Origin of the sequence: Propionicimonas sp., from assembly GCF_034927565.1 — a bacterium.
GTDB lineage: Bacteria > Actinomycetota > Actinomycetes > Propionibacteriales > Propionibacteriaceae > Propionicimonas.
On the sequence record NZ_JAYFPT010000077.1, the window covers coordinates 1 to 26,780 of the forward strand.

21 protein-coding genes, 2 tRNA genes and 1 pseudogene are annotated in these 26,780 nt (G+C 67.6%); 14 read left to right on the forward strand and 10 right to left on the reverse strand.

Annotation, left to right across the window (positions count from 1 at the left end; genetic code table 11):
- From VB080_RS12720 to VB080_RS12730, 3 genes and pseudogenes are all read left to right on the forward strand, one after another.
- A pseudogene (locus tag VB080_RS12720) lies at positions 1–211 on the forward strand (hypothetical protein); the annotation flags it as partial.
- Entirely contained in the window at positions 208–1,824 is a 1,617-nt protein-coding gene (locus VB080_RS12725; protein WP_323418827.1) for a hypothetical protein, read from the forward strand. The pseudogene VB080_RS12720 and the gene VB080_RS12725, both read left to right, overlap by 4 nt.
- Positions 1,821–2,378, forward strand: coding sequence for a hypothetical protein (locus VB080_RS12730; protein WP_323418828.1), 558 nt, complete (start codon positions 1,821–1,823; stop codon positions 2,376–2,378). Before VB080_RS12725 ends, VB080_RS12730 begins: the two co-directional genes overlap by 4 nt.
- 142 nt (positions 2,379–2,520) lie before the next feature.
- On the opposite strand, the gene VB080_RS12735 is transcribed toward VB080_RS12730, so the two are convergent.
- The 3 genes from VB080_RS12735 to VB080_RS12745 all read right to left on the reverse strand — a co-directional run bounded on the left by VB080_RS12735 (position 2,521) and on the right by VB080_RS12745 (position 6,110).
- On the reverse strand, positions 2,521–3,393 hold the full coding sequence (locus VB080_RS12735) for a type II CAAX prenyl endopeptidase Rce1 family protein (RefSeq protein WP_323418829.1): 873 nt from the start codon (positions 3,391–3,393) through the stop codon (positions 2,521–2,523).
- Positions 3,394–3,867: 474 nt separating this feature from the next.
- Positions 3,868–5,076 carry a hypothetical protein gene (locus VB080_RS12740; RefSeq protein ID WP_323418830.1) on the reverse strand — a complete coding sequence of 403 codons (1,209 nt, stop codon included), beginning with the start codon at positions 5,074–5,076 and terminating at the stop codon, positions 3,868–3,870.
- Positions 5,076–6,110, reverse strand: a complete 1,035-nt coding sequence (locus VB080_RS12745; RefSeq protein ID WP_323418831.1) for a LacI family DNA-binding transcriptional regulator — start codon at positions 6,108–6,110, stop codon at positions 5,076–5,078. The genes VB080_RS12740 and VB080_RS12745 overlap by 1 nt, the downstream gene beginning before the upstream one ends.
- A 239-nt stretch (positions 6,111–6,349) precedes the next feature.
- Here VB080_RS12745 and VB080_RS12750 point away from each other — a divergent pair, with 239 nt between their 5' ends.
- The 5 genes from VB080_RS12750 (at position 6,350) to VB080_RS12770 (ending at position 12,364) form a co-directional block, all read left to right on the forward strand.
- Complete coding sequence (locus VB080_RS12750) at positions 6,350–7,375, forward strand: substrate-binding domain-containing protein (protein WP_323418832.1); 1,026 nt, start codon at positions 6,350–6,352, stop codon at positions 7,373–7,375.
- A gap of 73 nt (positions 7,376–7,448) precedes the next feature.
- The gene (locus tag VB080_RS12755) at positions 7,449–8,966 is read left to right on the forward strand and encodes a sugar ABC transporter ATP-binding protein (protein WP_323418833.1); all 1,518 of its coding nucleotides are present in this window, start codon (positions 7,449–7,451) and stop codon (positions 8,964–8,966) included.
- Position 8,967: 1 nt separating this feature from the next.
- On the forward strand, positions 8,968–9,993 hold the full coding sequence (locus VB080_RS12760) for an ABC transporter permease (RefSeq protein ID WP_323418834.1): 1,026 nt from the start codon (positions 8,968–8,970) through the stop codon (positions 9,991–9,993).
- 56 nt (positions 9,994–10,049) lie between these two features.
- Positions 10,050–11,309 (forward strand): AGE family epimerase/isomerase, encoded by a 1,260-nt coding sequence (locus VB080_RS12765; protein ID WP_323418835.1) that lies wholly within the window; start codon positions 10,050–10,052, stop codon positions 11,307–11,309.
- A gap of 50 nt (positions 11,310–11,359) precedes the next feature.
- Positions 11,360–12,364: a carbohydrate kinase family protein gene (locus VB080_RS12770; protein ID WP_323418836.1), complete on the forward strand. Its 1,005-nt coding sequence runs from the start codon at positions 11,360–11,362 to the stop codon at positions 12,362–12,364.
- A 5-nt stretch (positions 12,365–12,369) separates the two neighbouring features.
- Here VB080_RS12770 and VB080_RS12775 read toward each other — a convergent pair whose 3' ends face one another.
- Genes VB080_RS12775 through VB080_RS12785 form a run of 3 tightly spaced genes read right to left on the reverse strand, consistent with a single transcriptional unit; the run spans position 12,370 to position 16,425 of the window.
- A complete protein-coding gene (locus VB080_RS12775; protein ID WP_323418837.1) occupies positions 12,370–13,344 on the reverse strand; it encodes a hypothetical protein in 975 nt (324 codons plus the stop codon).
- A gap of 1 nt (position 13,345) precedes the next feature.
- Positions 13,346–15,157, reverse strand: a complete 1,812-nt coding sequence (locus tag VB080_RS12780) for a hypothetical protein (RefSeq protein WP_323418838.1) — start codon at positions 15,155–15,157, stop codon at positions 13,346–13,348.
- Positions 15,158–15,210: 53 nt separating this feature from the next.
- Positions 15,211–16,425: an ROK family protein gene (locus tag VB080_RS12785; RefSeq protein WP_323418839.1), complete on the reverse strand. Its 1,215-nt coding sequence runs from the start codon at positions 16,423–16,425 to the stop codon at positions 15,211–15,213.
- A 613-nt stretch (positions 16,426–17,038) separates the two neighbouring features.
- On the opposite strand from VB080_RS12785, the gene VB080_RS12790 reads away from it, so the two are divergent.
- The 3 genes from VB080_RS12790 (at position 17,039) to VB080_RS12800 (ending at position 21,249) form a co-directional block, all read left to right on the forward strand.
- Positions 17,039–19,087, forward strand: coding sequence for a DUF5979 domain-containing protein (locus VB080_RS12790; protein ID WP_323418840.1), 2,049 nt, complete (start codon positions 17,039–17,041; stop codon positions 19,085–19,087).
- Positions 19,088–19,243: 156 nt separating this feature from the next.
- Positions 19,244–20,524 carry a MurT ligase domain-containing protein gene (locus tag VB080_RS12795; protein ID WP_323418841.1) on the forward strand — a complete coding sequence of 427 codons (1,281 nt, stop codon included), beginning with the start codon at positions 19,244–19,246 and terminating at the stop codon, positions 20,522–20,524.
- A complete protein-coding gene (locus VB080_RS12800; RefSeq protein ID WP_323418842.1) occupies positions 20,521–21,249 on the forward strand; it encodes a glutamine amidotransferase in 729 nt (242 codons plus the stop codon). The genes VB080_RS12795 and VB080_RS12800 overlap by 4 nt, the downstream gene beginning before the upstream one ends.
- Before the next feature lie 31 nt (positions 21,250–21,280).
- On the opposite strand, the gene VB080_RS12805 is transcribed toward VB080_RS12800, so the two are convergent.
- Complete coding sequence (locus tag VB080_RS12805; RefSeq protein WP_323418843.1) at positions 21,281–22,675, reverse strand: MFS transporter; 1,395 nt, start codon at positions 22,673–22,675, stop codon at positions 21,281–21,283.
- Positions 22,676–22,929: 254 nt separating this feature from the next.
- Here VB080_RS12805 and VB080_RS12810 point away from each other — a divergent pair.
- A tRNA-Lys gene (locus VB080_RS12810) sits at positions 22,930–23,002 on the forward strand.
- A gap of 196 nt (positions 23,003–23,198) precedes the next feature.
- Here VB080_RS12810 and VB080_RS12815 read toward each other — a convergent pair.
- Positions 23,199–23,489: a DUF3618 domain-containing protein gene (locus tag VB080_RS12815; RefSeq protein WP_323418844.1), complete on the reverse strand. Its 291-nt coding sequence runs from the start codon at positions 23,487–23,489 to the stop codon at positions 23,199–23,201.
- Positions 23,490–23,602: 113 nt separating this feature from the next.
- Here VB080_RS12815 and VB080_RS12820 point away from each other — a divergent pair, with 113 nt between their 5' ends.
- Together VB080_RS12820 and VB080_RS12825 are read left to right on the forward strand one after the other, a co-directional pair.
- Entirely contained in the window at positions 23,603–24,079 is a 477-nt protein-coding gene (locus VB080_RS12820) for a peroxiredoxin (RefSeq protein WP_323418845.1), read from the forward strand.
- Between the two features lie 112 nt (positions 24,080–24,191).
- Positions 24,192–25,457: an MFS transporter gene (locus tag VB080_RS12825; RefSeq protein WP_323418846.1), complete on the forward strand. Its 1,266-nt coding sequence runs from the start codon at positions 24,192–24,194 to the stop codon at positions 25,455–25,457.
- A gap of 211 nt (positions 25,458–25,668) precedes the next feature.
- Here VB080_RS12825 and VB080_RS12830 read toward each other — a convergent pair.
- Both VB080_RS12830 and VB080_RS12835 read right to left on the reverse strand, forming a co-directional pair.
- A tRNA-Leu gene (locus VB080_RS12830) sits at positions 25,669–25,750 on the reverse strand.
- Positions 25,751–25,814: 64 nt separating this feature from the next.
- A partial coding sequence (locus VB080_RS12835; protein ID WP_323418847.1) for a right-handed parallel beta-helix repeat-containing protein occupies positions 25,815–26,780 on the reverse strand: 966 nt, incomplete at its 5' end.

Consider the following 26,780-nt stretch of genomic DNA (forward strand, 5'->3'; position numbering starts at 1 on the left):
CCTGGCGCAGATCGCCCACGATGTGGTCGCCTCCGACGGCCGCACCACGTTCGCAGTGGAGCCCGCCAACACCGCGCGGGTGCTCGCGCTGCTCGCCGAGGCCGGCGTGCCTGGCCTCACCGCGCAGCCGCCGTCGCTGGAAGAGTTGTTCCTGCGCCATTACGGCAGCGACCACCGTGACCGTCCGAGCGCCATGGCTGGCCAGCCATGACCGGGGCGCTCCTGCTGACCCGGGTCGCGTTGAGCCGGGATCGCGGCCAGCTTCTGCTGTGGGCGCTGGGCCTGGCGGCCGGCGCGGTGGTCTGTGCGATCAACATCGCCAGCGGCTTCGGCGAGGAGGCTGAGCGGATCGCCTCTCTGGAGGTCGCGATCGGCAGCCCTGCGCTGTTGATCGGGCGCGGCCTGCCGATGGGCACCTCCGAGGGCGCCTTCCTGTTCTATATGTACGGGGTGGTGTTCGCGACGGTGTTCGCCGTGTTCGCGGTGCTCTTCGCCGTGCGTCACGGCCGGGCCGAGGAGGACGACGGCACCCGGGAACTGCTGCGCGCCGGGGTCACTGGGCGACTGGCGAGTCTGGGCGCTGTGGCCGCCGCCGGTGCGATCGCGACCGCGGGACTGGCCGCCGCGATGACCGCCGGCTTCATCATCGGCGGCGCCGACCCGGTCGGTTCGGTGTGGGCGGGCATCACCTGCATGCTCGTCGGCCTGGTGTTCCTGGCCCTGGGGACCCTGTGTAGCCAGTTCGCGTCGACCTCGCGCACGGCCAGCGGCCTGGGCGCCGCGGTGATCGTCGGCTTCTTCGTCGTCCGGGTCGTCGCCGATGTCCAGGCCAGCATCGACCCGCAGACCTTCGTCGGCACTCCGGTGCTGCTCGGCTGGCTCTCCCCGTTCAGCCTCGCGCTGATCGCCGATCCCTACGGCGCGGTCAACCCCTGGCCACTCATCATCCTCACCGGGGCTGCCGTTCTCGGCGTGGCGGGCGCGATCGCGGTCGAGCGGCACCGGGAGTTCGGGGCCTCGATCCTCGCTCCACGGCCCGGCCCGGCGCACGCCCCAGCGGGGCTGCGGACCCCACTGCGACTTGCCCTGCGCCTCCAGCGCGGAACGCTGCTGGCGATGATGCTCGCCGGCGCCGGGGTCGGCGCGTTCGCTGCCGTCCTGGCCGTGCTCGCCCTGACCGGCGACGAGCAGAACGCCGCCATCGGCGAAATGATCCGCGCGCTCCTCGGCGAGGACGGCCCGCTGTACGACCTGCTGCTGAGCTACGTGATGGTGCTCGTCGGCGAATGCGCCGCCATCGCCGGTGCCCTGGTCATCCTCCGCGCCCGGCGCGAGGAAGCGGCCGGGAACGTCGAGCTGGTCCGCGGCACCGCCACCGGGCCGGGACGCTGGTTCGGCTCCGTGCTCGCCACCGGCGGCATCTCGATCCTGCTCGTCCTCGCCACAGCCTGGATCGGGGCCGCGATCGTCTACGCCACTGCCGGTATGGACGCCGACGCCATCTGGCAGGTACTCGGCGCCACCGCCGCCCAGCTTCCCGCCACCACGCTCTACCTCGGCCTGATCGCCCTCGCCTTCGCCCGCCTGCCACGCCTGACCAGCGCGATCGCCTGGACCATCCTCGCCATCGGCGTCGTCATCGCCGAACTCGGTGGGCGGCTGGGCCTGCCAGGCTGGGCGCTCACGATCTCCCCATTCATGCACTCCCCACTGGTAACCACAGCCGCCCCCGACTGGGGCGGCGCGATCTGGATGACCGCCACCGCCGTAGCGGCCGCCGCGCTCGCCATCGCCGTCTACCGCAGAAGGGACCTCAGCCCATGACCACACCCCACCCGGCCGAAAACAGCACGCAACCGGACCCTGGCGGCGGGCCACTGCCCGATGAGGCCGCCCGCCACTACGCCGACCAACTCGCCGCGCACCTGGATGCCGCCGGCTTCCCACGCATGCCCGCCCGCACCCTCACAGCACTACTGACGAGCCCGACCGGCGAACTGACCGCCGAACAACTCAGCCACGTCCTCGACGTCAGCCCAGCAGCCGTCTCCGGCGCGATCCGCTACCTGCAATCCGTCCAGGTCATCCGGGCCGGATCCCTGCCCGGCACCCGGCGCCGCCGCTACAACCTGACACCGAACTGGTACACCGTCACACTCACCAGAATGTCGATGTACAGCCAACTCAGCGAGGTCACCCGCCACCGCCCACCATCCGTCGGACCCGACACCCCCGCCGGTCAGCGCGTCCAGGAAATGGCCGACTTCTACGCCTTCCTCAACCGCAAGTTCCCCGAAATCCTGCACGAATGGACCGAACAACGCCGCCGAGAACCTCGACAAGCGGACACCCAGAAGACCCCGCCGCTTTCGACCTGACCGCGGCAAACGGAACGATCGCCGACCTGCCGTAAGCCCCCACGGACACGCGATCAACCTGCACTGGCGCAGTCGACGCCAACAGGCAACGCGAAGGTCGAAGAACGTATCAAGATCGAGGTCGCGGCGGTCGCGCGCGGGCTCATTCAGCAGGCACTCCATTCGGTGGTTTGTCCTTGCTCGCGTGCGATGGTCTGTAGCCGAGTCGTCCTTTCGTGGCTGCGATCGTGACCATCGCGAGTACCGCCAGTCCGAGGGCAGCGGGCCAGTTGTTCTCGACCGTCTGGCCGGTAACCGTCCCGACAGCGAACAGCGCCCAGTTGACGCCGTTATGTCCGAGAACTGCCAGCAGCACCGAGCCTCGCGTGCCGTTGAACAGCCACGACATGACGACCGACATACTGACCACCAGCACCAGGTAGGCAAGGAACTGGCTCGGCTCATGGCGGACCGTGTCCCACTCTGAAGTGAGGAACAGCGGCGCATGCCAGAAGCAATGGATCACACCGAGCACGAGCGCCGCCACCAACGGCAGCAACCGCGCCTGGAGACGAGGCAGGGCGAAGCCCCGCCAGCCAGGCTCCTCCTGGACCGGGCCGCCAAGGAGATAAGTGAGATAGGTGGTCGCCAAAAGCCCGAGCACGGGGCGGATCCCGCCTTCGAGAACGAGTGTCTTGCCGAGTAGGAGGAAGTAACAAAGGCCGGTTGCAGCGGGGATCAGTACGAGAGCGAGGACGTACCAGAACGGGCGGGCGCGCCACTGCACCATGCGTCGCAGGAGCTGGTTGAGCCCGTCACGACCCTCCGTGATGCGGGTCACCAGCAGAGCCGAAGCGAAGGGGCCGGCGAACAATCCGAGCTGGTTGACGCCGGCGACAGCGGTGAACGGCAACTCGAACGGGAGAATACCGACACCGTTCTGGGAGAGCCACCATGGACTCCACAGCACCCACGAACCGAGATAGGCGAGAACGAAGAACACTGTCAATGGGCGGAGTCGAATGAGTGCGATCACGATCGTCCTTCAAGGTCGTCGAGTACAGACTGCCAGAAGGCCAGATCAGCCCGCACCGTCATCCGACCCCACGACAGCACACGCCGACGGGCTGGCTGCACACTACCGAGGCCCGGCTGTTCGAGGAACTGCACCTGGGGATCAACACCCTGCCTGTCCCTGCCCCTGAACTGGCGCATCGAGTGCGCATCGAGCGAGCGGCACGGCGACGGCGGCAGCCTCGGACTCGGACAGTCCCCGTCCGTGCGAGTCCGGTCAGATGAACACCCCGGAATCCCCAAAACTTCGGGCGCCATTGCGGTCACCAGAAGACACTCACAGCGGAGTCCGAGACCGGTGAGGGCTGATAGCTCACAGTGATCGCGTGGCTCAGGGCCAAGTCCCATTCGCAGTGTCGCACGGTGAACCCGGCCAAGACCACGGCCAAGGTCAAGATCACCTGCTGAACCCCCACTGGCGTCGCGCTCGGCGTGGTCAAACGATGTGCGACGGCTCGTAGGCCTTCTCGATGAGCGTGATCTGGGCGTTGTAGTCGAACCCGCGTTTCAGCGCGTCGATCTGGCTTGCGAGGAGTTGTCGACGCGGCTCAAGGACGCCGTCGGCCAGGCTGACCTCCAGGTGCGACCACAGCTGGGGTTCACCCCACCCCTCGGTGCGCAGGACCCGGTACGCGCCGGCGGCGACGGCAAGGGACAGGTGGTGGCCAGGCAGCCCGTAGGCGGCAGCGAGGTCGAGGGCACCCAGCAGCCGGTCGTGAGCTGCAAGCTTGCGCAGCGGTTCTCGACCGACGCGAGCGACGGTGTCTCCCAGAGCCCGGTTGCCGAAACGGTGGAGCAGATCGTCCACGTGCGCGAGCAGGTCTACCAAGGAAACGGAGTACGTGCTGGCGAGAGCAACCGCTGACTCGACCATGGCCGAGCGGACGAAGTACCTGACGGCCGGAATCGCGATGGCCTCAGCTATCGTTGTCGCGCCCGCGACCTCGCCCAGGTAGGCGGTCATGCAGTGCCCCAGGTTGTGGACGTAGAGCTTCCGGTCGCCGTAGAACGCGAAAGGGACAGACGTGTCTGCGACAAGGCCGGGCACGTCGATCAGTGCCCCCCGCCTTGCCGTGTCGTCGTAGGGCAGCATCTTGTACGGTTCGACGAAGACAGCGGTGAGATCAGACCCTACGCGCGAAGGGTCCGGCGCGGGGATCATCCGGCCGATCGAGGTCTCCATGAGACCGACGGCCGCATCCAGCTCGTCTGAGCCGAGGTCCGGCAAACGGTCGCTCAGCAATCCCCGCATCACGGTGGACGCCCCGTGGAGATTCTCCGCCAGCAGTACGTCCAGCGGCGCCAGGCCAGCCGCGATCCGAGAGGATACAGCTGTGGCTAGGGTGTCTGCCACTGCGGGCAGTACCCGCGCGCCGACACAGCTCACCGCCAGATCCGCCTCCAGTAGCGCGGCACAAGCCGCGCCCGTGTCCCGTGCGTCAATCGCGGTCACCGGGCGAATCAACGTTCGCTCGGAATCGTCGTTCGTCACCGTCACGTGCGGGTAGGAACCCTCCATCGCCAGGTGTTTGACCAAGTCAGGCTGAACATCGAGGAACGTGACGAACCATCCGGCCTCGCTCAGCAGCTGACCGATGAAACCCCGTCCGACAGCCCCGGCACCAAAGACCACTGCCTTCTGCATTACAACCCCGTCGCCTTCCCGGTTCTGTCCTGTGCCGTTCCCGGCCACCCACCCTCGCGCGCCCATGACTCGGATCCGCGGAGGATCACCTGCGTCGGCAGTGTGACCCAGCGCGCAGGCTCACGACTGCCACCCAGCCGGTCGAGCATCAGTCGCGCCGCCTGGAGGCCCATCGTGTCGATGTCCGGAGTCACAACAGAGAGACCGGATCCAATCAGGTGGGCTGCCTCGAAGTCGTCAAAGCCGATGATAGGCAGACATTTCCCGCTTTCCCGGAACGCGTGGAGTGCACCGATCGTGGCCCGGTTATTGGCCGCAAAGACTGCGTCGGCGGAGTCTTTAGCGAGAAGTTCCAGAATGGCCGCCCGTGCGTCGTCTGATGAATGGACTCCGGTAATGACTGCGGCGGGGTCCGCTTCGAGCCCGAGTCGTTGCAGGGCACCGAGGTAGCCGGAATGGCGTTCCCGGATTGCGTAGATGTCGATCGAGTCGCCGACAAAGGCAATGGACCTCGCGCCTGCGTCGTAGAGAGCGAGGACGGCTTCGGCAGCCCCTGCAGAGTTGTCGGCGAGAACGACATCTGCCGTTGTCAGACCGCCTGGACGGTCAAGGAAGACGATCGGCGGCAGGGGCGGAGGAACCTGGCTCCAATCGCGGCCGGGACGTCCGGGAGGAACGATGATCATGCCATCGACGCGCTGTTCCATCAGCCGTTCGATGATGCGGTCATGTCGGGCAGCATCTTCTTCGAAGCTGGAGACGATCAACATGTATCCGGCTTTGTGGACCTCTTCCTCGATTGCCCTGGCCAGCGAGGAGTAATAGGGGTTGGCGAGATCGCCGATGGTGAGGCCGATCATCTTGCTCGTCCATCCGGGGCGAATGCTGGCGGCGGCGAGATTGCGTCTGTACCCCAGGCGTCGGATCGCCTTCTCAATCCGGTCGGCCATGTCGGTATCGATGTTCGTCTCGCCATTGACGAACCGCGAGACGGTCTTCACGCTCACTTGGGCGACGCGCGCGACGTCCTTCATGGTGGGGCTCGTCGGCGTCCGGGGTTCCATGAGCCCTGATGGTAGACACATCGTCAAGTCGCTGCCCACTGTCGCGCGGCCAACCCTGCCCGCATCCGGAACCATCCGGGAACACCCCCTTGCCATGCGTTCAAGCCGGTGGTAGCTTCCTGCGTCGAAACATCGTTGTCTCACCGATGACGATACCCAGTCCGGCAACCCGCCATCAGACGGGGAGACCAGGTCGAAGGAGATCACGCATGATCAAGGCCATTCGTTCATCGCTGTCCGCCGCCGCTGTCGTGACGACGGGCGCGCTACTGCTCGCCGGATGCAGCTCCGCGGCGAGCCCGTCCACCACCACCTCGAATCCCCCTGCCGAGTCCAGTTCGGCTGCGGCCACGCCGCTGTCGATCGGTCTGGTGATGCTCCAAGGCGATGACTACTTCCAGAACGTCGAGTCCGGTCTGAAGGACGCCGTTGCGGCTGACGGCAACACCATGACGGCCGCGAACTCCAACAACGATCCGGGCACGGAGGCGTCGAACGTCCAGAACATGATCCAGAGCAAGGTGAGCGCCCTGCTCATGCAGCCAGTCAGCGCCGACTCCTCGGTCGCCACCATCCAAGCTGCTGACGCCGCTGGGATCCCGGTCATCTGCTACGGCAACTGTTCAGACAAGACGTCGGACCCGAGCCTGGTCAAGGGTGTGGCCCAGTCCGACAACACCGCCCTGGGCAGCGCAACCGGTGAGGAGGCCGCCGCCTACATCAAGACGAACCTGGGCGGCAGCGCGAAGATCGGGATCCTGAACTGCGACACCGCCGCCGAGACCTGCAAACTGCGCAAGGCTGGCTTCAAGCAAGCCCTCGCCGATGCCGGCATCAAGGCGGAGTACGTCACCGACCAGGAGGGCTACCTGGCTGACAAGGCCACGACGGTCGCCGTGAACATCCTGTCGGCGAACCCCGAGATCAACCTGCTGTGGGCCTCGAACGAGGGCGGGACGGTCGGCGCAGTCACCGCCGTGAAGCAGTCCGGGTCGAAGGCGGTCGTGTTCGGGACCGACATCTCCGAGCAGATCGCCCAGATGGTGACCGCCGATGACAACATCCTGCAGGCGACCACCGGCCAGGACCCGAAGGGAACCATCGCGGCCGCGTACGAGATGGCCAAGAACGCCGTCGCCGGCAAGACCAACGACCCGCTGGAGAAGGACCTGCCCGGCATCACGTACAAGCGCTCCGACCCGACCACCGTCCAGAGCTACCTCGACGGCAAGTAGACCCAACAATCCCCCGCACGTGGTTCCGGGTCCCCCCGGCCCGGAACCACGCCGCGCACGATAGAGGTGACCCGTGGCATCCGACCAGACACCGACACTGGAATGTGAAGGCCTGAGCAAGACCTACGGCGCCGTCAAGGCGCTGGACCAGGTCAGCATCAATCTCCAACGTGGCGAGGTCCGCGCCCTGCTCGGCAAGAACGGCGCAGGCAAGTCGACCCTGGTCAAACTGCTCTCCGGCACCGAACACCCCGACCGTGGACATGACACCATCAGGCTGGACGGCACCCCGGTGCACTGGGCCGGCTCCGGCGACGCCCGCCGTGGCGGGATCGCCGTCGTCCACCAGGAGTTCAGCCTCGTACCCGAACTCTCGGTTGCCGAGAACGTGATGGTCGGCCGGTGGCCGCGCCGTCACGGGTTCGTCGACCACAAGGCGATCCGGGCCGAGGCAGCCCGCGCCATTGAGACCCTGGGTGAACCACTCCCGCTTGACCTGCCCGTGGGGCGCCTGTCCACGGCCCGCCAGCAACTCGTCGAGATTGCGAAGACCCTACTCGACGAGCCCAAGGTGCTCATCCTGGACGAGCCCACCAGCGCACTGAACTCCCGCGAGGTCGAAGCGCTCCTGGCGACCGTGCGCCGACTCTCCAGCCGTGGTGTCTCCGTCATCTACGTCTCCCACCGCATGCGGGAGATCCCCCTGGTGGCCGACTCCATGACCATCCTGCGCGATGGACGCGAGGTCGCCACCGTCGGGGTCAACGACCTCACCACCGACGAGGTCGCCGCCTTGATCGCGGGCAAGTCCAGCGAACGAAGCGCCCGGCCGGCCACCACGGCCACCAGCGACGAGGTTGTGCTCGCGGTGGAGGACCTGCGACTCGACGGGATCCTGGACGGCGTCAGCTTCGACCTGCACAAGGGCGAAGTGATCGGACTCGCCGGACTGCTCGGCTCCGGACGAACCGAGATCCTCACCACCATCTACGGCGGCAGGAACGACTGCCGGGGAACGGTTCGCGTCAACGGCCGCGCCATCGAGGCACGAACTCCATCCAAGATGCTCCGTCTGGGTGTCGCCATGACCCCGGAGGACCGCAAGGACGCCGGGGTCGTGCCCCTGCTGAGCATCCAGGAGAACCTCATGCTCAGCGCGCGCGGCCGGGTACTGCCAGGCCCTCTGGTCGCACACCAGCGGGAGAACCAGATCGCCCACGACCTCGTCCGCAAGCTCGACATCGCCGCGTCCAGCACGCGCCAGCCGATCGGGTCGCTCTCGGGCGGGAACCAGCAGAAGGGCGTCATCGGCCGCTGCCTGGCAGCCCAGATGTCCATCCTGCTGCTCGATGAACCCACGCGTGGGATCGATGTCGGCTCGAAGGCCCAGGTCTACGACCTGGTCCGGGATCTGGCCGCGCAGGGCATTTCGTCCATCTTCGTCTCCTCGGAACTCGAGGAGCTCACCGAAGTGTGCGACCGGATCCTGATCCTGCGCGACGGACGCATCCGCGAGGAACTCCGCGGCGCCCAGACCACCAGCGACCGGCTGCTCGCCTTGACGATGAAGTCTGACAACAAGGAAAACTGACATGACCAACAAGCTGCTTCCTGACCACCCTGCCGTGGCGATCGACACAGTTCCCGCACCGCACCAGTCGCTCTGGCGCAGGGCGCTCGCCTGGGAGGGCACCGGACTGCTCGGCGTGCTCGTCCTGGTTTTCATCGTCTTGTGCTTCATCGCGCCGAACTTCTTCACCGCGGCCAACATGCTGAACATCCTGCAGCAGGCCGCCTTCTTCGGGATCGTCGCCTTCGCCATGACTCTGGTTATCGTCGCTGGTGAAATCGATGTCTCGGTCGGATCGTCAGCTGCGCTGACGTCCTCCCTGGTCGCCTACTTCGTCGCCAAGCTCGACTGGCCGATGTGGCTGTCGGCACTGATCGCGATCCTGATTGCCGTCGCGATGGGCGCCATGATCGGATGGCTGCGGGATGCGCTCAACGTCCCGACCTTCATCGGCACCCTCGCGCTCTACCTCGCGCTGCGCGGCGCCGCCTACCTCGTGACCAACACTTTCCCCATCCCCGTGGAGTCGGACAAGTTCTTCTACTGGGGATCCTCCACCGGCAAGGTCTTCGGCATCGTCCCTGTCCCGGCGCTGTACTTCCTGGCCGCCTTCATCGTGGTCGCCCTCATCGCGCGGTACACGGTCTTCGGCCGTTCCGTCTACGCCGTCGGCGGGAACGCCAACGCGTCGGCGCTGTCCGGAGTGAACGTGCGACGGATCCGTGTCCTGGTGATGTGTGGCACTGCCTTCGCCGCTGCGATCACCGGGCTGCTGCAGACCGCGCAGTTGGCGTCCGGCAACAGCACCATCGCCCAAGGCCTGGAGTTCGATGCGATCGCCGCCGCTGTCATCGGCGGGACCGCAATGTCGGGCGGCCGGGGCACCATCAGTGGCACCCTCATCGGCGTCCTGTTCGTCGCGATCCTGCTCAACGGGATGGTCATGCTGGGACTGAACCCCTATGTGCAACAGGTTGTGCGAGGCTGCCTCGTCCTGTTCGCCGTCTTGGTGAATGTGGCCCGGACCCGGAAGACTGCGGCGGCCTGATGCCGGACCTGATCGCAATCCCACCCGATTCCATCCCTTCCCGAGAGGAGCCTGTCATGGTTCAGACCCCGCTCTTTGGCGACGCCGAGAACAGCTTCGAGGACCCCGTCCACCGCGCCTGGCTCTTCCACCAACGAGAGGCGTTGCTCGACTTCCACCAGCCGAACGTGCTGCTGCCCACCGGCGGATACGCCTGGCTGGACACCAACGGCAACCCGGTACCGTCCCAGGGTGCGCAGCTGTGGGTTGGTGCCCGCATGATCCACGTGTTCGCGCTCGCCGCCGTGCTCGGCCGGCCCGGGGCCGCGGCGGTCGTCGAGCATGGGCTGGATTTCTACGTGGACGGCCCCGGGCACGACGCCGACCATGGTGCCTGGTTCCCGGTCGTCGGCGGTGAGCACCCCGACGACCGCAAGGAGCTGTACGGGATCGCCCAGATGCTGCTGGCCGGGTCGACCGCGACCGCCGCGGGCTTCAGCCGCGGCCGCGCGCTGATGGACGAAGCGCTTGAGATCATCGACCGCTACTTCTGGCTTGAGGAGTGGGGACGTTGCGCCGAAGGGTACGACCGCGCCTTCCAGACCCTTGACCCCTATCGCGGCCAGAACGCCAACATGCACCTGACCGAGGCCTACCTGGCCGCCCACGAGGTGACCGGGACAGCGGACTACCTCGATCGGGCCCGACGCATCGCCTGGGCCATCGCCAGTCCCGCAGCCCAACCCGAGCCCGCAGGCACCTGGCGCCTGGTGGAACACTTCACCGACGCGTGGGAGCCGCTGCGCACCTACAATCTTGACGACAAGCGGCATCCCTTCCGTCCCTACGGTTCCCAGCCCGGCCACTGGCTGGAATGGTCCAAGCTGTTGATGCAGCTGGCCGCGCAAGGCATCACCGATCCCTGGGTCAAACCCGCTGCACGAGCCCTCTTCAGGGGAGCAGTCGCCGACGCGTGGCGCCCGGCCGGCGGCTTCGCCTACACCGTGGACTGGGACGGCGCCCCCGTCGTCCCCGAGAGCTACTTCTGGGAAGCACCCGAGGCCATGGGCGCCGCCCACCTGCTGTGGGTCGACACGAGAGACCCCTTCTACCTTGACTGGTACCGCACCATGTGGCGCTACGTCGACCAGCACTTCATCGACCACGAACACGGCGGGTGGCACGCCGAACTCGATTCCGGCAACCACCCCGTCACCTACACCTGGGACGGCAAACCCGACGTCTACCACGAGTACCAGGCGACGCTGTACGCCTTCGTCCCCCCCGAACTCGGACTCGCAACCTGGGCTGCCACCCAGACCCCCGCCCTCGGCTGAGCCGGCCCCGGGTGGAGAATCAACCCCAACAGCAAGGAGGTGAACACAACGTGAGCGGGATCGCCGTCGCCGGCAACGCCATCCTCGACCAGTACAAGCTCATCGACACCTACCCGGCTGCCTCGTCGCTGGTGAGCGTCCGCTCGGTGGCCCGGACGCCGGGTGGGCTGATGTGCAACTGCGCCATCGACCTCGCCCGGCTGGACCCCTCGCTGCGGATCCCGGTCGTGGGCGTCGTTGGAGACGACCCGGACGGCGACTACCTGGCTGGCCAGCTCGCGAGCTACCCCGGCATCGACACCTCCCAGCTGCACCGGGCAGGCACCACGTCCTTCACCGACGTCATGGAGGACTCGACAACCAAGACCCGGACCTTCTTCCAGTACCGGGGGGCGAATGCCGAACTCGATGTGGAACACGTCGACTTCGACCGGCTCGACGCGAACCTCCTCCACGCGGGCTACATCCTCCTGCTCGACCGGCTGGACGACACCGATGACGTGTATGGCACCCGCATGGCCCGGCTACTCGCGACAGCCCGGCGGCACGGCCTGCGCACCTCGGTCGATGTGGTCAGCGAGCAATCGGACAGGTTCTCCCGACTCGTGCCGCCTGCGTTGCGCTACACCGACTACTGCGTGCTCAACGAGACCGAAGCTGCCCGCACCACAGGGATCACGATCCAGGACGCCGGCACGATCAACCGCTCAGCGCTGCGGCGTGCGGCAGAGGCCCTGCTCGGCATGGGCGTATCCACCTGGGTAGTCATCCACTGGCCGGGCGGGGCCGTCGGGCTCAGTCGGCAGGGCGCCTGGGAAGAACGTCCGTCCGTCCGGTTGCGGCCCGACCAGATCGTCACGACCACCGGCGCCGGCGACGCGTTCGCCGCAGGAGTCCTGTACGCAGCCTGGTCGGGAGCAGGCCTGTCGGACGCCCTCGAACTGGGAACCGGTGCGGCCGCCTGCTCACTGCTTGCGGGTTCGGCCACCGACGGGGTCAGGAGCCACCACGACGTGCTCGCCTTCTACCGGGACAACCCGCACCACACCCTCTGACCGGGTCACAGGGGCTCAACCGACAGGGTGTGCGAAACTGAGTGGACTTGTCCTGCACCCAGGTCCACGGCGGTGGACAGTCCCTGCGCCGACAGCGGATTGGCCGTCGTCGAGATGACGGTTCCGAGGTCGAAGGCCGAGGTCACCGGTTCGATGCCCAGGCACAGGTTGCGCCCGTCCCAAGGAGCAGTGCTGCGGCCGCGGTTGCTGAACCACAACAGGCAGTGCTTCAGCAGTGTCGAGTCCCAGGAGAGGGTCACCCGGTAGCCCTCCTCATGGTTGTCCAAGCGGGCACTCGAGGTGGTGACGTTGCAGAGCATCAGGAGTTCTTCGGTGTTCACTGCCAGGGGAAGGGACGTCAGGTCGATCGTCCCGCCGGACTGCAGGGGCGCCGAAGCCAGGTCGGCGACAGCTGCGTTCGGTTGGAGGATCGAGCTGGCGTCGACCGGTGCCGGGAAGGTGACGATCGCCTCGCAGGCCGGCGGCACGAGCCTCGCTCCACCTGCGCGGCCGGGCAGGTGGAGCATCGGGTGCAGCCCCAGAGGCAGGCGCGCATCGCGCCGCACTGCGACCTCGTCCCTGACCTCCACCCCGCTGTCGGTGCAGCTGACCTCGCGGGCCACCCACTCCACGGGGTCGTCGTCCGGGTACTGCACCCGAAGACGCGCGGAACCCGCCCCGATGTGTTCGACCTCCCACTCGTGCGTGGCGGCATACCCGTGCCCGTACTGTGTCTTACCCGGCGCAAGTTCGGCCCACTCGGGCGGGAACGCCGCCAGCGAGGCGGGCGCGATCCCGAAGGGGACGCAGACGAAGTCGCCCTTCAGTTGGTCCAGCAACGGATCTGCGGGGTAGCCGGCCCACGGCGCCTCGTGGAGCGGCGAGACGGTCACGCCACCCACAGCGAAGGTGGCAGTCACCATGCCGCCGCGGCGATGGACGGTTGCGCTCACGTTGCCGCTCGACACCCGGACGGACATCTCAGCCTTCCTTGAGTCGGAGGATCACCACCATCGCGTGGGAGCCGTCCTCATTGATGTACTCGTGCCTGCCGAACCCGGCCGGGATGATGCAGGCCTGCAGCCGCTCGATCGTGGTCTGCAGCTCGGGGTGTTCCAGCGACCGGATCGTGACCCGTGAACCCTCAGTGAGGGTCGCGATGTGCATGAACCTGCCCTCGGTGTCGTTGATCGCGCTCTTCTCCAGGAAGACCCTTTCGATGTGGAACGGCATCTCGGGGATGGAGGTGTACTGGTCCTTGCGGAACTTGCCGTTGCCGTCGACCGTGATCGGCCGGGCGCGGTGGTGCGACTCGACCCGGCTCTTGCGGATCCACCGGTTGTTGGCGAAGGAGTGCGCCGTGTGCATCTTCATCGGCTTGGCCGTCATGGTCTTCGTGGTGTCGTCCCAGGTCGGGCGTGCGAAGTCGTAGGTGAAGAACGAGTACTCGGTGCCGGCCACGCTCGGGCCCGTGTCCATCTCGAGGATCATCTGGTTGCCGCCGTGGCCATGGGTCGTCCCCGGCGGGATCAGGAACAAGTCACCGACGTTGGTGTCCCACCGGCAGACGTACTCGCGCCAGTCGGGGATCTCGACCAGGTTCTGGGATTCGGTGCACAGCTGCTCCCACTCCTCAAGGTCGGCGTCCTCCTGGTAGCCCATCCAGGTGCTCGACCCCTTGTACGACTCGACAATGTAGTAGGTCTCGTAGCGCCCGAGCGGCTCGTTGAAGTGCTTGCGGACGTACTCGGTGGACGGGTGGTCGTGCAGCGGCATACTCGACCGGTCGAACGGCACCGGCTCGGGGAAGTAACCGTCGTCCAGCCAGACCTGCAGCGGGAGCAGGTCGGGGTAGGTCTTGTCGACGTACTCACCAACCAACTGCTTGGGCCGCTGCATGATGTTCTGGGACGGGAGGTTGAGCGGCACCGATCCGCCGACGTCGACCAGGATGCTGAGTTCGATGCCCGCGAGCTCGTTCCAGGCGTTGCACTCCAGCCCGTCCACCTGCCACAGGTCGCGGTACCGGTAGGCGCCCCAGGGGCCCGGCTGCAGGATCTTCACCTGCTTGATCGGACGCTTCACCAGCTCATCGATCACCTGGTTGTAGGAGTCCCGCCCGAGCAGCACCAGGGCGTCGTCGTGGGCGGCGCTGAGGTAGTAGTCCATGGCGTTGAAGGCGACCTTCTTCTGCCGGTACAGCAGGTAGAAGTCGTTGTAGTAGTACTTCTTCCAGGCGTAGTGCGGATCGGGTTCACGGCTGCCGAAGGGGACCAGTTCCCCGCCCCACATCTTCCACAGCATGGGCTGCATGGTGAAGTCCACGTAGACCCGGGTGTCGTAGGCGTTCGACAGGCCCGCGACACAGGCGCCGGGGCCGAAGACCAGCGTCGCCCGCTCCGTCCCAGCTGCCTGCGCGAGACGTTCGTGGAGGGCTGCGACCAGGCCGTCGTCCATCAGGTCTTCCAGCACACCCTCGGAGTTCACCCACCCGAAGGAGGGATCGTCGGTCTCGTACGTCTTCTGGTACTCGGCGATCCGGCCGGACGGGACGAAGGCGTCGTAGATGTTCACGACATCGAGCGGCACTCCCCTGTCGGCTGCTGCTGCCGAGAGGCGCTCGAGCAGGCTGTCCCAGTTGACGCCGTACCAGCCGTCCAAGCCGATGCGCGCCCCGGGGGCGAGGTGCTGCGCCAGCGCCTGGATGGCGGCGTCGGTGCCGGTGTAGGACTCCGGTAGGTCGGTCAGGCCCAGGTCGTTGAGCGCGTTCTCGTAGTACTCGTACAGAGGCATGCCACTACCCTCCTCCGCGGGTTGGCGGGACCCACGACAGTTGCTTCATTGCTTTAACTATCTTGGGATGCAGCTCCGAGGTTGTCAAACACGATGGCGACACCGCCCAGCGCTGCGCCGTCGGGGCCAAGCCCAGAATGGTAGATCCGGACGTCGTCCTGGGTCTGGTTGTGGCGGGCCTGCGTAGCGGCAAGGACCTCGGTGACGAACAGCGCGCTCTGGTCCGGGAACTCCCCGCACAGCACGATCGTGTCCGGAGCGACCAGGCGGATGACGTTGGCCAACGCCATCCCGACATAGCGTGCGCAACGCGTCACCGCGTCGCGGCACGGCGCCAACCCCTCCTCGGCCGCCCGCACAACGAACTCGAAATCCACATCGGACACGCTGGTGGCGCCGAACGCTGCGAAGCCCGAGGCTTCGTCCGCGAAAGCCTCACGAGCCCAGCGGACCGCCGCGCGCCCGTCCCCGACCGTCTCCAGGCAACCGAACTCGCCACAGGTGCACAACTCGCCGTCGAGGAGCACTTTGGTGTGGCCGATGTTGGAGGCGTTCTCCAGATGACCGCGATAGGCCTTGCCGTCCACCAGCAGGCCGCCACCGATCCCGACCTTGAAGATGTTGCAGGCGAACAACTCCCGCGCATCTGCCGCGTCCCCGAACCAGAACTCGCCGAACGCAGCCGCCTGCGTCTCCTTGTCGAACCAGACCGGGATACCCACACGGTCCTCGACAATCCGTTTCACCGGCGTCCCCTGCCAGCCCGGGAAGTTCGGCGGGGCGATCATCTCCCCCGCTTCACGCCGGAACGGCCCCGCCGAGACGATCCCGATGCCACGCACTTTCTCCCGCGGCACCCCGGCGGTGGTGATCGCCGCGTTGACGGCCGTCACGAGCGAGTCGAGGACGGCGTCGCGTCCCTCCGCCAGGTCGATGGCCAGCGTCGACCGGTACAGCACCGCTGTGCGGAAATCGGTGAGGACGGAGACGATGTCGGTGACGGTCAGCTCAACACCGACGATGTAGCCCCACCCGGCGTTCAGCTCCAGCAGGATCGGACGTGGCCCGCTGCGGGAGGTGCCGCGACCTGTCTCCAGCAGGAGCCCCTCGTCAAGCAACTCCTTGACAAGGTTGGTCACCGTCGCCGGCGTCAGTCCCGTCAGTGCCGCGAGGTCTTTGCGGGACAACTGCACCCGCTCCCGCACACACTCCATGATCAGGCGCCGATTGGTCTCCTTCATGACGCCGCTGTTGATGCTCAAGGTCACGCCAGTTCCCGTCTCGCGCATGGCAGCAGGACCGTACCACGCACGTGCCAGGCGGCCAGTTCGAACAGGGACGGCCAGCCTGCTTGTCGATGGCGCCCAGCGAGAAGGAGGCGAACGCGAGTTGTCATGTCTCACTGGTGGTGGGTCTCACTGGTGGTGGGCTGTGATCATGCCGACGAGCGGATGCTCAGCCGAATCCGGTTCCAGACAGGCGGGCGAGGGAATATCCCCCTCGCCCGGCCCCTGGGAACCGGATTCGGCAGCACCATCCGTGATTTCGGGCTCGGCAGGCCGTCTGGGCTCGCTGCAGGCGCCGCGCGATCCAGCCGCGCAGCTCGAGAACCCCGCTGCGGGCCGTGGCGCGCTCGAAAGAACTCCGGGAAGTCGCGTCATAGTTCACTCGCCCCGGAGTCTTTGCCTGTGAGAGGGCACGTGGGGTGCCCGGGTGATGCAGCCCAGATCGGTGGGGGCCGATGGCTGCAGCCCTTCAGAACGGAAGACTTCGCCGTGGGGGCGAAGCAGAACAACGAGGGGAATGATGGCTGCCGCCGTCCCACACCGCGACACGGCCGTGCGTGGCCGACGCCCACGACATCAACTGATCCGGACGTCGATGGCGACAGCCGTCGCCATCGCTCTGGGCCTCACCACCGTCATGGTGGGCGGCACATCCGCCGCGTACGCTGACGACGATCCGTCCGCCGCGGTCGTACCGCAGTCGGTGATCGCGACAGACGAGCAGCGGGCTGAGCCGGGGACGGAAGCTGCTTCCGCGGCACCGGCCGACGAGCCGGCGACGCCGTCGCCGGTGGCACCGCCGGTCGAGGCCGGGCAGCAGGCTGATGCCCCTGTCGAGCAGGCCAGCGGTGGCGAGAGGGCTATCGAGACTGCTCAGCCCGCCGCGCAGCGCGCTGCGGCCCTGACGGCTCGCAGCCCACAGGCCGCCGAAGTGACGCTCACCAACGCAGCCTTCAACGGCACCGGCAAACCGCTGGTCGTCGGACAGACGATCAGGTTCTCGGCCGACTGGAGCGTGCCGCTGGACACCGAGCCCGGCGACTACTTCACCCTGACGCTGCCGGATCAGTTCAAGCCGGCGAGCACGAACGCCTTCCACCTGACCGAGAACGGCACCTCGACGACGCTGGCCGACTGCAGTTGGACGGGCATGACCGCAACCTGCACCTTCACCGACCGCGTCGCCGATATCCAGTCCGGCAACATCTGGTTCACGCTGTCCGCTCAGCAGGAGACAGCTGAGGACGCCAACGAGGTCGCCTTCCTGCTCGGCTCTGCGGAGTTCACCGTGTCCCTGCCTGGCGGCGTCACGCCGAAGCCAGATCCTGGGGACGGTGGCGGCACCACGCCCTCCCCGGGGACGGTGGCGCCGGTGAAGCCGGCCAAATCAGGCTACGCGAACTCCGATTCGGGCCGCTTCAGCTGGACCATCACGATCCCGGCCGGGCAGAGCAGTCTCAGCCTGGTCGACGCCATCGACACCAGTGCGGGCTTCGAGCAGCACCACTTCATCGGCACTCCGGTGCTGTACTCCAACCTCGTCAAGGAGGACGGCTACCTCAGCAGCTGGGTGAAGGACACCAGCTTCACCGCGTCCTCCGCCGCCATCAGCGAGGACGGCCGCACGCTGACCATCGAGAACTTCCCGTTGAACCCCGCAGCCGCCTACCGGTTGAGCTACACCACCGAGGCGGACGGCATGCTGTTCACCGGCGACCTGGTCGGCAACTCGGTCACCGTCCTGGGCTCCGACATCACCGCCAAGGCGAAGTTCACGGCGCTGGCCGGTGGCGGCGGCGACCCGTCCCAGCTCGGCCGATTCGCCATCGCGAAGAAGGTGAGCGGCGAGAACGCTGCCGCCGTCCCCGCCGACACCATCTTCCACGTGAAGGCCACCTGGAACAGCGGCAGCGAAACCCTGACCCTGCGCAACGACGGCACCGCCGTGCAGTCGACGCGGGTACCCGCCGACACAACGATCACCCTCAGCGAGGTAGACCTGCCCACCGTGGATGGGGTCGTCTGGGGGACGCCGGCGATCACCGGCGGCGATGCCGTCAACAACGGCGACGGCACCTTCAGCGTCACCCCCCAGGCCGGCGACGTACTCAGCCTGGTACTGACCAACACCGCCACCCCGCGCCCGCTGGCGCCGGGTTCCTTCGCGATCGACAAGCTGCTCTCCGGTGACGCCACAAGCAAGGTCCCGGCCGGAACCGAGTTCACCATCAGCTACCGGATCGACGAGGGCGAGGCCTCCGAGGCCACCGTGACCGTGGGCCGGCCGCTGACCGTCAACGACGTCCCGGCCGGTTCCCAGGTGACGATCACTGAGGTCAACCTGCCGACGATCACCGACGTGGTGTGGGGTACTCCCCTGTTCTCCATCGACGGCGCTACGACCTCCGAGGCCGCAACCTTCACCGTCGGAGAGGCCCAGGACGTGCAAATCTCTCTGACCAACACCGCCAAGCCGGTGTCTCCGGAAGTTCTGGGCGTGGAGGATACCGACGATGACGACGACTCGCCCGACACGCTGGCCTTCACCGGCAGCCAGGGCATCGTCTGGGCGCTCGTCGCCGGGCTCACACTGGTGCTGAGCGGTGCGGCACTGGTCATGACCCGCCGCCACACGGCGTCCTGATCCGCCAGGCCCAGCAGGCCGGGGAGGTGAGTTCGCCTTCCCGGCCTGCTGCCGTCGGCCTGCCATCGTCCCTATCTGCGGGCTTCCCGGCCCGTCGCCTTCGGGTGGATGCTGACCGGTGTCCGGTGGGTTTCGGGAACCCGGCAGAATAGGGCTATGCCCGCAGACACCCCACCAGCCCGGCCAGGACGTGCCGGGGAGGCCCGGCTCCGGCTGGCGACCGCCGCCGGCGATCTCGCCGCATGGCTGTCCAGGCTCGCCGGGAAGGGATCGGGGGCATCGATCCGCGGCCAGATTCTGACCAGGCTCGCGCCGGACGCGCTGGCCCAACTGCTCGCCGGACGGCGCGTGCTGGCGGTCTCGGGCACCAACGGCAAGACCACCACCACCCACCTGCTGGCGGCGGCAGTCCGGCAGGACCTGGGCGAGGCAGCGGTGGTGACCAACGCGGACGGGGCCAACCTGCGCTACGGCATCGCGTCCGCGCTCAGCCAGGACCGGCGAGCGCCGGTCGCGGTGCTGGAGACCGACGAGCGGGTGGTCTCGGACATGATCGCCCTGGGCCGCCCCGAGGTGCTGGTCTTCCTCAACTTCAGCCGTGACCAACTCGACCGCCACCACGAGATCAAAGCGCTGGGACGGGCCTGGCGCCTGGCGCTGGAGAAGGCCGGAGAGCAGGGCCCGGTGATCGTGGCGAACGCCTGCGATCCGCTGGTGGTGTGGTCGTCGGCCACCGCCGCGCGGGTGGTCTGGGTCGAGACGGACACCGCCTGGAAGGCCGACGCGGCGCTCTGCCCGGCCTGCGGCAGCGTGCTGGTACAACAGCGCGCCGACAGCCGGGACCGCTGGGACTGCCCCGGTTGTGAGCTCACCCAGCCCGAGGCTGGCTATCGGGTCAACGGCAGCGAGATCCAGCTGCCAGATGGACGCCTGGTCACTCCCGAGCTCAAGGTGCCGGGGCGGTTCAACATCTCCAATGCTGCCTGTGCGCTGGCGGCGGCCGTCCAGTTCGGGGTGCCCGCCGACATCGCGCTGGCAGGGATGGCGACCGTCTCCGCCCCGGCCGGGCGGTTCGCCACCGCCGACATCGGGGGCGCCCGTGCGCGGCTGCTGCTGGCCAAGAATCCGGCCGGCTGGGCAGAGGCGCTACCGCTGGCGGCCTCGGACCCGGTCGTGCTCGCGATCGACTCGGTGGCCGCAGACGGCAAGGACGTTTCCTGGCTGTGGGACGTCGACTACGAGCAACTGCAGGGCCGCCACGTGGTGGCCACCGGACCCCGCGCGCTCGATCTGGCAGTCCGGCTGGGCTACGCCGAGGTGGAGCACACGATCGTCCCTGATCTCGCGGCGGCGGTGGCCGGCCACCCCGGGACGGTCGACGTGATCGCCACCTACACGCCGTTCCAGAAGTTGTTGAAGATGGGGGGTCTGCGGTGAGCGGAGCGGTCGAGATCGTCCTGGTGTACCAGTCGCTGCTGGGCATCTACGGCGACCGTGGCAACGCGATGGTGCTGCGGCAGCGGTTGCTGCAGCGCGGGATCGACGCCGTCCTCACCGAGGTGGAGCCCGGCGACCCGGTACCGGCCGGCGGGGCGGTCTACCTGCTCGGCGGCGGCGAGGACGCGGCCCAGATCTCGGCGGTGAAGTACATCCGGGAGGACGGCAACCTGTTCCGGGCGATCGACGCCGGCGCTGTACTGTTCGCGGTCTGCGCGGGTTACCAGATCGCCGGGAAGACCTTCACCGTCGGGGAACGCGACGAGGTGATCGAGGGACTCGGCCTGCTGGACGTGACCACCCGGCGCGGCACCGAACGGGCGGTCGGCGAGATCCTCACCCGGTGGACGAGACCGGACGGCAGCGAGTCGCTGATCACCGGCTTCGAGAACCACGGCGGCTTCACCAGCCTCGGCCCCCACGCCCGTCCGCTGGCATTCGTGGAAGTAGGCGTCGGCAACGCCAACGACGGGACGGAGGGCGCCGTCCAGAATCGGGTGATCGGCACCTACCCCCACGGCCCGATACTGGCGCGCAACCCCGCTCTCGCCGACCATCTGCTGGAACTCGCCCTCGGTCGCTCGCTCGACCCGCTGCCCAATGCCGAACTGGACGCTCTGCGCCGCGAGCGAGTGGCGGCCGTACGGCGGCAGGCGCGTCGCTGAGGAAGCGCTCGCCGTCCCCGCGTACCCGCTGTCAGCCCTCGGCTGCTTCCACTGCTGCCTCAGGCTCTGACTCGTCCGGGGTCGATTCCGCGAGACCGGCGGCCAGTTCGGCGGGGTCGTTCTCCCCCGGGCGGGCGTAGCCCGCGCTCAACAACCGGTAGGAACGGGTCAGGAAGGCTGCCAGGGTGAGCAGCAGCCCCAGTACTCCGGCCAGGACGAACACCAGCGCAATCCCGCGAGCCTGGCCCGGGCCGAGCAGCCAGCCGAGCTGCGCCTTCCCGGCGTCGGAGTTCGCGTACGGGATCAGCCAGAACTCGGCCACCGGCCCGATCACGAACGACGTGATCGGCGCGGCTGCCACCTCCACCGACTGCGCCAGGCCGAAGACCCGTCCCTGTTTGGCATAGGGCACCACCTTCTGCAGGACGGTCTGCTCGGCCGCCTCCGCCACCGGGATCAGTGCCATGTAGGCCAGGCAGCCGACAGCGAGCAGCCAGACGTTCTCCCGCAGCGTGAAGGTGATGCCGACCGTCCACATCGCGACGTTCGCCAGCAGCAGCGCCCGCAGGGGCTTGGGGCCCAGGCCCTTCCTGGCCACCCAGCCGCTGCCGATCAGGAAGCCGAAGCTGAGTACTCCGAGCAGCACACCCCAGGTCTCGACCGAGACCAGCGTGAGGCCGTAGGGGTCGAGCAGGGCCATGAAAACCCCGCCGAGCAGGTTGTTGAAGGTGGCGAACAGAATCAGTCCGACCAGACCGGGGATGGCGATGACGGCGAGGTAGGCCCCCTTGAAGTCGACCGGCTTGGGCACGCCCTCGGCGTGCACGATCTCCGGCTCCGGGATCGACACCGTCATCAGGTGCAGCAGCGAGACGATCGTCAGGATGACGGCGATCGCCATCGTCCACAGCATGCCGAGTTGCCCGACCGCCAGCCCGGAGAACACCGACGTGATCGCCATGCCGAGCCCGTTGGCCATGCCGACCGCGCCGTTGGCCCGGGCCCGGTCGGGTTCGGGCACCAGCAGCGTGACGGTGGTCGACAGCGCAATCCCCCGCGCGCTCTCGACGATCACGCCGGCCAGGATCAGGACGATGAAGATCCAGAATTGCAGGCTGCCGATCACCAGCAGCGACTCGCTGGGCACCAGCAGGAAATACCCGAAGGCAGCGGTGTAGGCCACTGCTGTGACAGTGGTGGCGACCATCATCACCTGTTTCTTGCGGCGCCGGTCGACCCAGCTGCCGAACGGCACCCCGAGGACGGCCACCAGGAACATGTAGGTGCCGCCGAGGATCGCCGTGGCGAGCACCGACCTGGTCTCCAGGTACACCCAGAAGGTCAGGGCGAACCACAGGAAGCTGGCGGTCACGTTGGCGATCAACGTGTTCACCAGCACCCGGTGGAAACTCCGCATCCCGTCCATCAAACTCCTTCCGGTGGAGGGAGGTTCAGCCTTGCACGAGGCTCTGACAATACCGTTCGCACGGCTGCCTGGTTCCTGAGCCGAAGGTGGGAATTCAGCGCCGTCCATCGCCACCACCGTCGGCTCGGCACCGGCGGTTGACGTTGCGGCCCCGCTTGTCCGCCGACTCGGGACGTTGTCGCGTGCAGAACCGGTTGCGGCAGCGTCCCCACGATTCGCACTGGCCGATCCGGTGCGCTAAAGTTCTTTCTCGCGCGCCGCTAGCTCAACTGGCAGAGCAGCTGGCTCTTAACTAGCGGGTTCGGGGTTCGAGTCCCTGGCGGCGCACGAGGGGGTCTCTGGCCAGGATATTCGGTCAGAGGCCCCTTTTACGTGCCCTGATCGGCAGCCCGAACGTGGCCCACGATCGCCGACGGCCGTGCTCGCCACAATCCGGAAGAGGGACGACACCCAGGGTGTCGCCGCACCCTCGCCCAGCCGCAGCGCCCCGGATCTCGGCGGAGCCGCACCCGATCCCACGAACTCAGCGGCGGACGATCGAGCGGACGACGGCGAGGAAGGCCACCGACCCTGCGACGGCGGCGCCCAGCAGCGCGGCATGGCGGGTGTTGAGCGAACCGTCCGGCTCGACCAACTGGTCACGGACCGCATACACCCGGCGGCTGGCGCGGTCACGGACGTCGGCGACCGCGCGATGGGTCACTGCCCGTGGATGCACCTGGTTGATCAGGTTGGTCACCTCGTGCGCGAGGCGCTCGCGGGCCGCGGCGATGTCGGCCTCGATCTCCGCCTTCGTCCTGATCGTCTCGGCCATGGCTCCTCCGGTAACGGTGCTTTCGCCCAGCCTATTGCAGCGCGAGCGGATGAAGCCACGATAGGTCGTGCACAACACCCGGACGGGCCGCCGATCTGCCCTACAGTGGTGCCATGCCCACACTGCAGCCTGGAGACGTCGCACCCGCCTTCACCTTGCTGGATGCCGATCAGCAGCCGGTCTCGTTGTCGGACTTCGCCGGGGGGCGGGTGATCGTGTACTTCTTCCCGGCCGCACTCACCCCGGGCTGCACCACCCAGGCCGTCGACTTCGACGCCGCGCTGAGCGATCTGGCGGCCGCCGGCTACCAGGTCGTCGGCATCTCCCCCGATTCGCCGGAGAAGCTCGCCCGCTTCCGCGAGCAGGAGTCGCTGGGCTTCACCCTGCTGGCCGATCCCGACAAGAACGTGCTGAAGGCCTACGACGCGTACGGCATGCGAGTGCTCTACGGCAAGCAGATCGAGGGCGTGATCCGGTCGACCTTCGTGGTGGACGTGGACGACGCCGGGGCCGGGACGATCGCCGTCGCGCAGTACAACGTCCGCGCGACCGGGCACGTCGCCAAGCTGCGTCGCGAACTCGGGGTCTGACCGCCAGCAACCACCAATCCTGGCAACTCCCCCGCTCTCAGGGACGCACCGGGGACCGACGAGGGCTCCCCCGCATGCCCGGGCGTCGGACCGGACGCCTAGGGTGGCAGGCATGAGCAGCGAGACCGGCACCTCCGAAGGCGGCCTCACCACGCCGGTCTCCGTGACCCGGGCGGCGCTGCGGACGCCTGCGTTCCACTGGCTGACCGCCGGCTGGGTGCTGACCAATGTCGCCGACTCGCTGCTGATGCTGCTGCTGGCGGTGTGGGTCAAGGACCTGACCGGGTCGAACGCCGCAGCCGGGATCACCTTCGCGCTGTTCGGCGTGCCCGCGCTGGCCGCCCCGCTGCTCGGCCACGTCGCCGACCGGGTCTCCCGGCGCCGGATGCTGATCGTCAGCTATGCGATCGGCGCCGTCACCCTGCTGCCGCTGTTCGCCGTCCGCGACGCCGGCCAGGTCTGGCTGATCTACCTGGTGACGGTGGTCTACTCGGCGATGGGCTACGCCACCGCGGCGGCACAGTCGGGGATCCTGCGCGATCTGCTGCCGGACGACGCGCTGGGTCCGGCCAACGGCCGCTTCACCATGATCGATCAGGCGCTGCGGGTGATCATGCCGGTACTCGGCGCCGCGATCTACGCAGCAACCGGCATGGTGCCGCTGATCGTCACCGCGATGGCCGGCTTCGCCGGGGCGGCCGGCGCTCTGGCGATGCTGCGGCTGGTCGAAACCCCGCCGACCCCCGCCGACCAGCAGCAGGGGATGATCACCGAACTCGCCGCTGGGTTCCGTCACCTGGCGCGGACCCGTCCGCTGGGCGTTCAGTCGATCACCCTCACCGTCGTGTTCGGTGCTCTTGGACTGGTCAACGCCATCGTCTTCGCCATCCTGGACGCCTTCGGGATCCCGGCGGCGATGCTTGGCCCCGTGATGGTCGCCCAGGGGCTGGCGGGCGCCGTCGGCGGTGCTCTGGCTCCCCGGATCATGCGACGAATCGGCCGACCGCAGACCATCGTGCTCGGCGTGGTCGCGGTGGTCCTCGGGCATCTGCCGTTGGCTGGCTCGATCCTCTGGCTGGCGATCGTCGGTGTGGGGTTGCTCGGCTTCGGCATCACCGTGGCGATCGTCGCCTTCGTCACCGAACGCCAGGTGCGGACCCCCGCCACCCTGCAGGGGCGGGTTTCTTCGGCCACCAACGTGCTGTTCAACCTGCCTTCGGTGGTCTTCACCGCGATCGGTGCCGGGCTGCTGGGCGTGGTGGACTACCGCGTGCTGGTGATCGGCAGCGCCCTCGCCGCGGCAGCCTGCCTGCCCATGGTGATCCGCAGTCGGCAGCTGACACCGCAGCCAGTCTCGGTTGGCGACCCCAGCCGTTAGGAACGCGTGCTGGAACGGCGCAGCCCGGCGGATGGGGCGGTGCGTCCAGTGAGACCTCCGGACCGGCCCTGGGGCCTACTTGGCCATCAGCCGCCGGGCGACGGTGCGGGTGCTCCCGACGGGACAGGGTTCAAGCTTCGTCTCGTCATTCAACAGGCTCCGTCACCGAGGCGGTAAGCGCCGGCGCCCGCCGCCTCGGCCCCATCGTCTGTACCGGAGAAGGGACTTGAACCCTCACGCCTTGCGGCACAGGAACCTAAATCCTGCGTGTCTGCCAGTTCCACCACTCCGGCCGAGTTGCGGGCTGAGTCTATCGGGAGCCTGGCGGTGTCCTCGCCGGTCGGCACGGTTGGGGTTTCAGCTGGTGTGGGTCGAACTGCTGTCGGTGGTGATCTCCACCGTCCCACTCGTCGATCCGGTGAGAGTGGACGAGTCCGCCAGACTCATCGTGACCGACGAACTGTCGCCTGCGGTGACAGCTCCTTCCAGGGTCGAGCCGGAGACCGCGATGGTGACGGTGGCCCCGTTGGAGCCACTGTCGCCCCAGCGGTCCTCGTCGGCGGTAGCCAGGCCGGAGGCGGTGTCGGAAACGAAACTGGAGTTCGTCAGGGTGACATCAGCGGTGGTGTTGGTGAAGTAGAGCAGCGGGCCGTCGCCGGTGTAGGTGATGGTCGTGTTCTCCAGGACGAGGGTCGAGACCTCTGCCTGCGCGTCGGCGTCTGCGGCGTCACCGGAGAAGGACTGGTACAGCATCACCGCATCACCACCCGCGGAGGTCACCTGCGAGTCGGTCAGCGTGGCGTGGTTCTTTCCTTCCACCACGACGACCTGGGAGTCGGCCGAGGTCCCGGTGACGCCGGAGGCGCTGATCGTCCCGGTGGAGTACAGCAACGGGCTGCCGTCGCCGGAGGTGTTGAAGACGTTCGTCCCGGTGACGGTGACCGTCCCGGAGCCGCGATCGGTGGCCAGGGCTGCCGAATGTGCACCCGAGGTGGTGATGGTCAGATCCGAACCGGTGATGACGCCCTCATAGGTTGCGTGCAGGCCACGGGAGGAGTTGCCCGAGGTCGTGATCGTGGTGTTGGTGACATCTGCCGTGCCCGACAGCGTCGCGACGACCGCATTGGAACCACTGGACGTGGTCGTGACGGTCGAGTCGGCGACGGTCGCCGAGCTACCCTCGCCCACCACGACGATGGCGGAGTTCAGCCCATAGAAGTTGTAGTCGTCACTGACATCGCCACTGTTCTGTTCACTGTTGGACGTGGCGTCTCCCGACTTCTCGATGGTGGCCCCGGTGACGGTCAGGGAGCCGCCGTTGAC

Excerpts from the sequence above, each read along its gene's own strand:
- VB080_RS12820 (WP_323418845.1), top strand. The coding sequence starts at position 23,603 with ATGCCCACACTGCAGCCTGGAGACGTCGCACCCGCCTTCACCTTGCTG.
- VB080_RS12730 (WP_323418828.1), top strand. The coding sequence starts at position 1,821 with ATGACCACACCCCACCCGGCCGAAAACAGCACGCAACCGGACCCTGGC.
- VB080_RS12805 (WP_323418843.1), bottom strand. The coding sequence starts at position 22,675 with ATGGACGGGATGCGGAGTTTCCACCGGGTGCTGGTGAACACGTTGATC.
- VB080_RS12815 (WP_323418844.1), bottom strand. The coding sequence starts at position 23,489 with ATGGCCGAGACGATCAGGACGAAGGCGGAGATCGAGGCCGACATCGCC.
- VB080_RS12825 (WP_323418846.1), top strand. The coding sequence starts at position 24,192 with ATGAGCAGCGAGACCGGCACCTCCGAAGGCGGCCTCACCACGCCGGTC.
- VB080_RS12780 (WP_323418838.1), bottom strand. The coding sequence starts at position 15,157 with ATGCCTCTGTACGAGTACTACGAGAACGCGCTCAACGACCTGGGCCTG.
- VB080_RS12750 (WP_323418832.1), top strand. The coding sequence starts at position 6,350 with ATGATCAAGGCCATTCGTTCATCGCTGTCCGCCGCCGCTGTCGTGACG.
- VB080_RS12775 (WP_323418837.1), bottom strand. The coding sequence starts at position 13,344 with ATGTCCGTCCGGGTGTCGAGCGGCAACGTGAGCGCAACCGTCCATCGC.
- VB080_RS12745 (WP_323418831.1), bottom strand. The coding sequence starts at position 6,110 with ATGAAGGACGTCGCGCGCGTCGCCCAAGTGAGCGTGAAGACCGTCTCG.
- VB080_RS12760 (WP_323418834.1), top strand. The coding sequence starts at position 8,968 with ATGACCAACAAGCTGCTTCCTGACCACCCTGCCGTGGCGATCGACACA.
- VB080_RS12765 (WP_323418835.1), top strand. The coding sequence starts at position 10,050 with ATGGTTCAGACCCCGCTCTTTGGCGACGCCGAGAACAGCTTCGAGGAC.
- VB080_RS12725 (WP_323418827.1), top strand. The coding sequence starts at position 208 with ATGACCGGGGCGCTCCTGCTGACCCGGGTCGCGTTGAGCCGGGATCGC.
- VB080_RS12740 (WP_323418830.1), bottom strand. The coding sequence starts at position 5,076 with ATGCAGAAGGCAGTGGTCTTTGGTGCCGGGGCTGTCGGACGGGGTTTC.
- VB080_RS12790 (WP_323418840.1), top strand. The coding sequence starts at position 17,039 with ATGGCGACAGCCGTCGCCATCGCTCTGGGCCTCACCACCGTCATGGTG.
- VB080_RS12795 (WP_323418841.1), top strand. The coding sequence starts at position 19,244 with ATGCCCGCAGACACCCCACCAGCCCGGCCAGGACGTGCCGGGGAGGCC.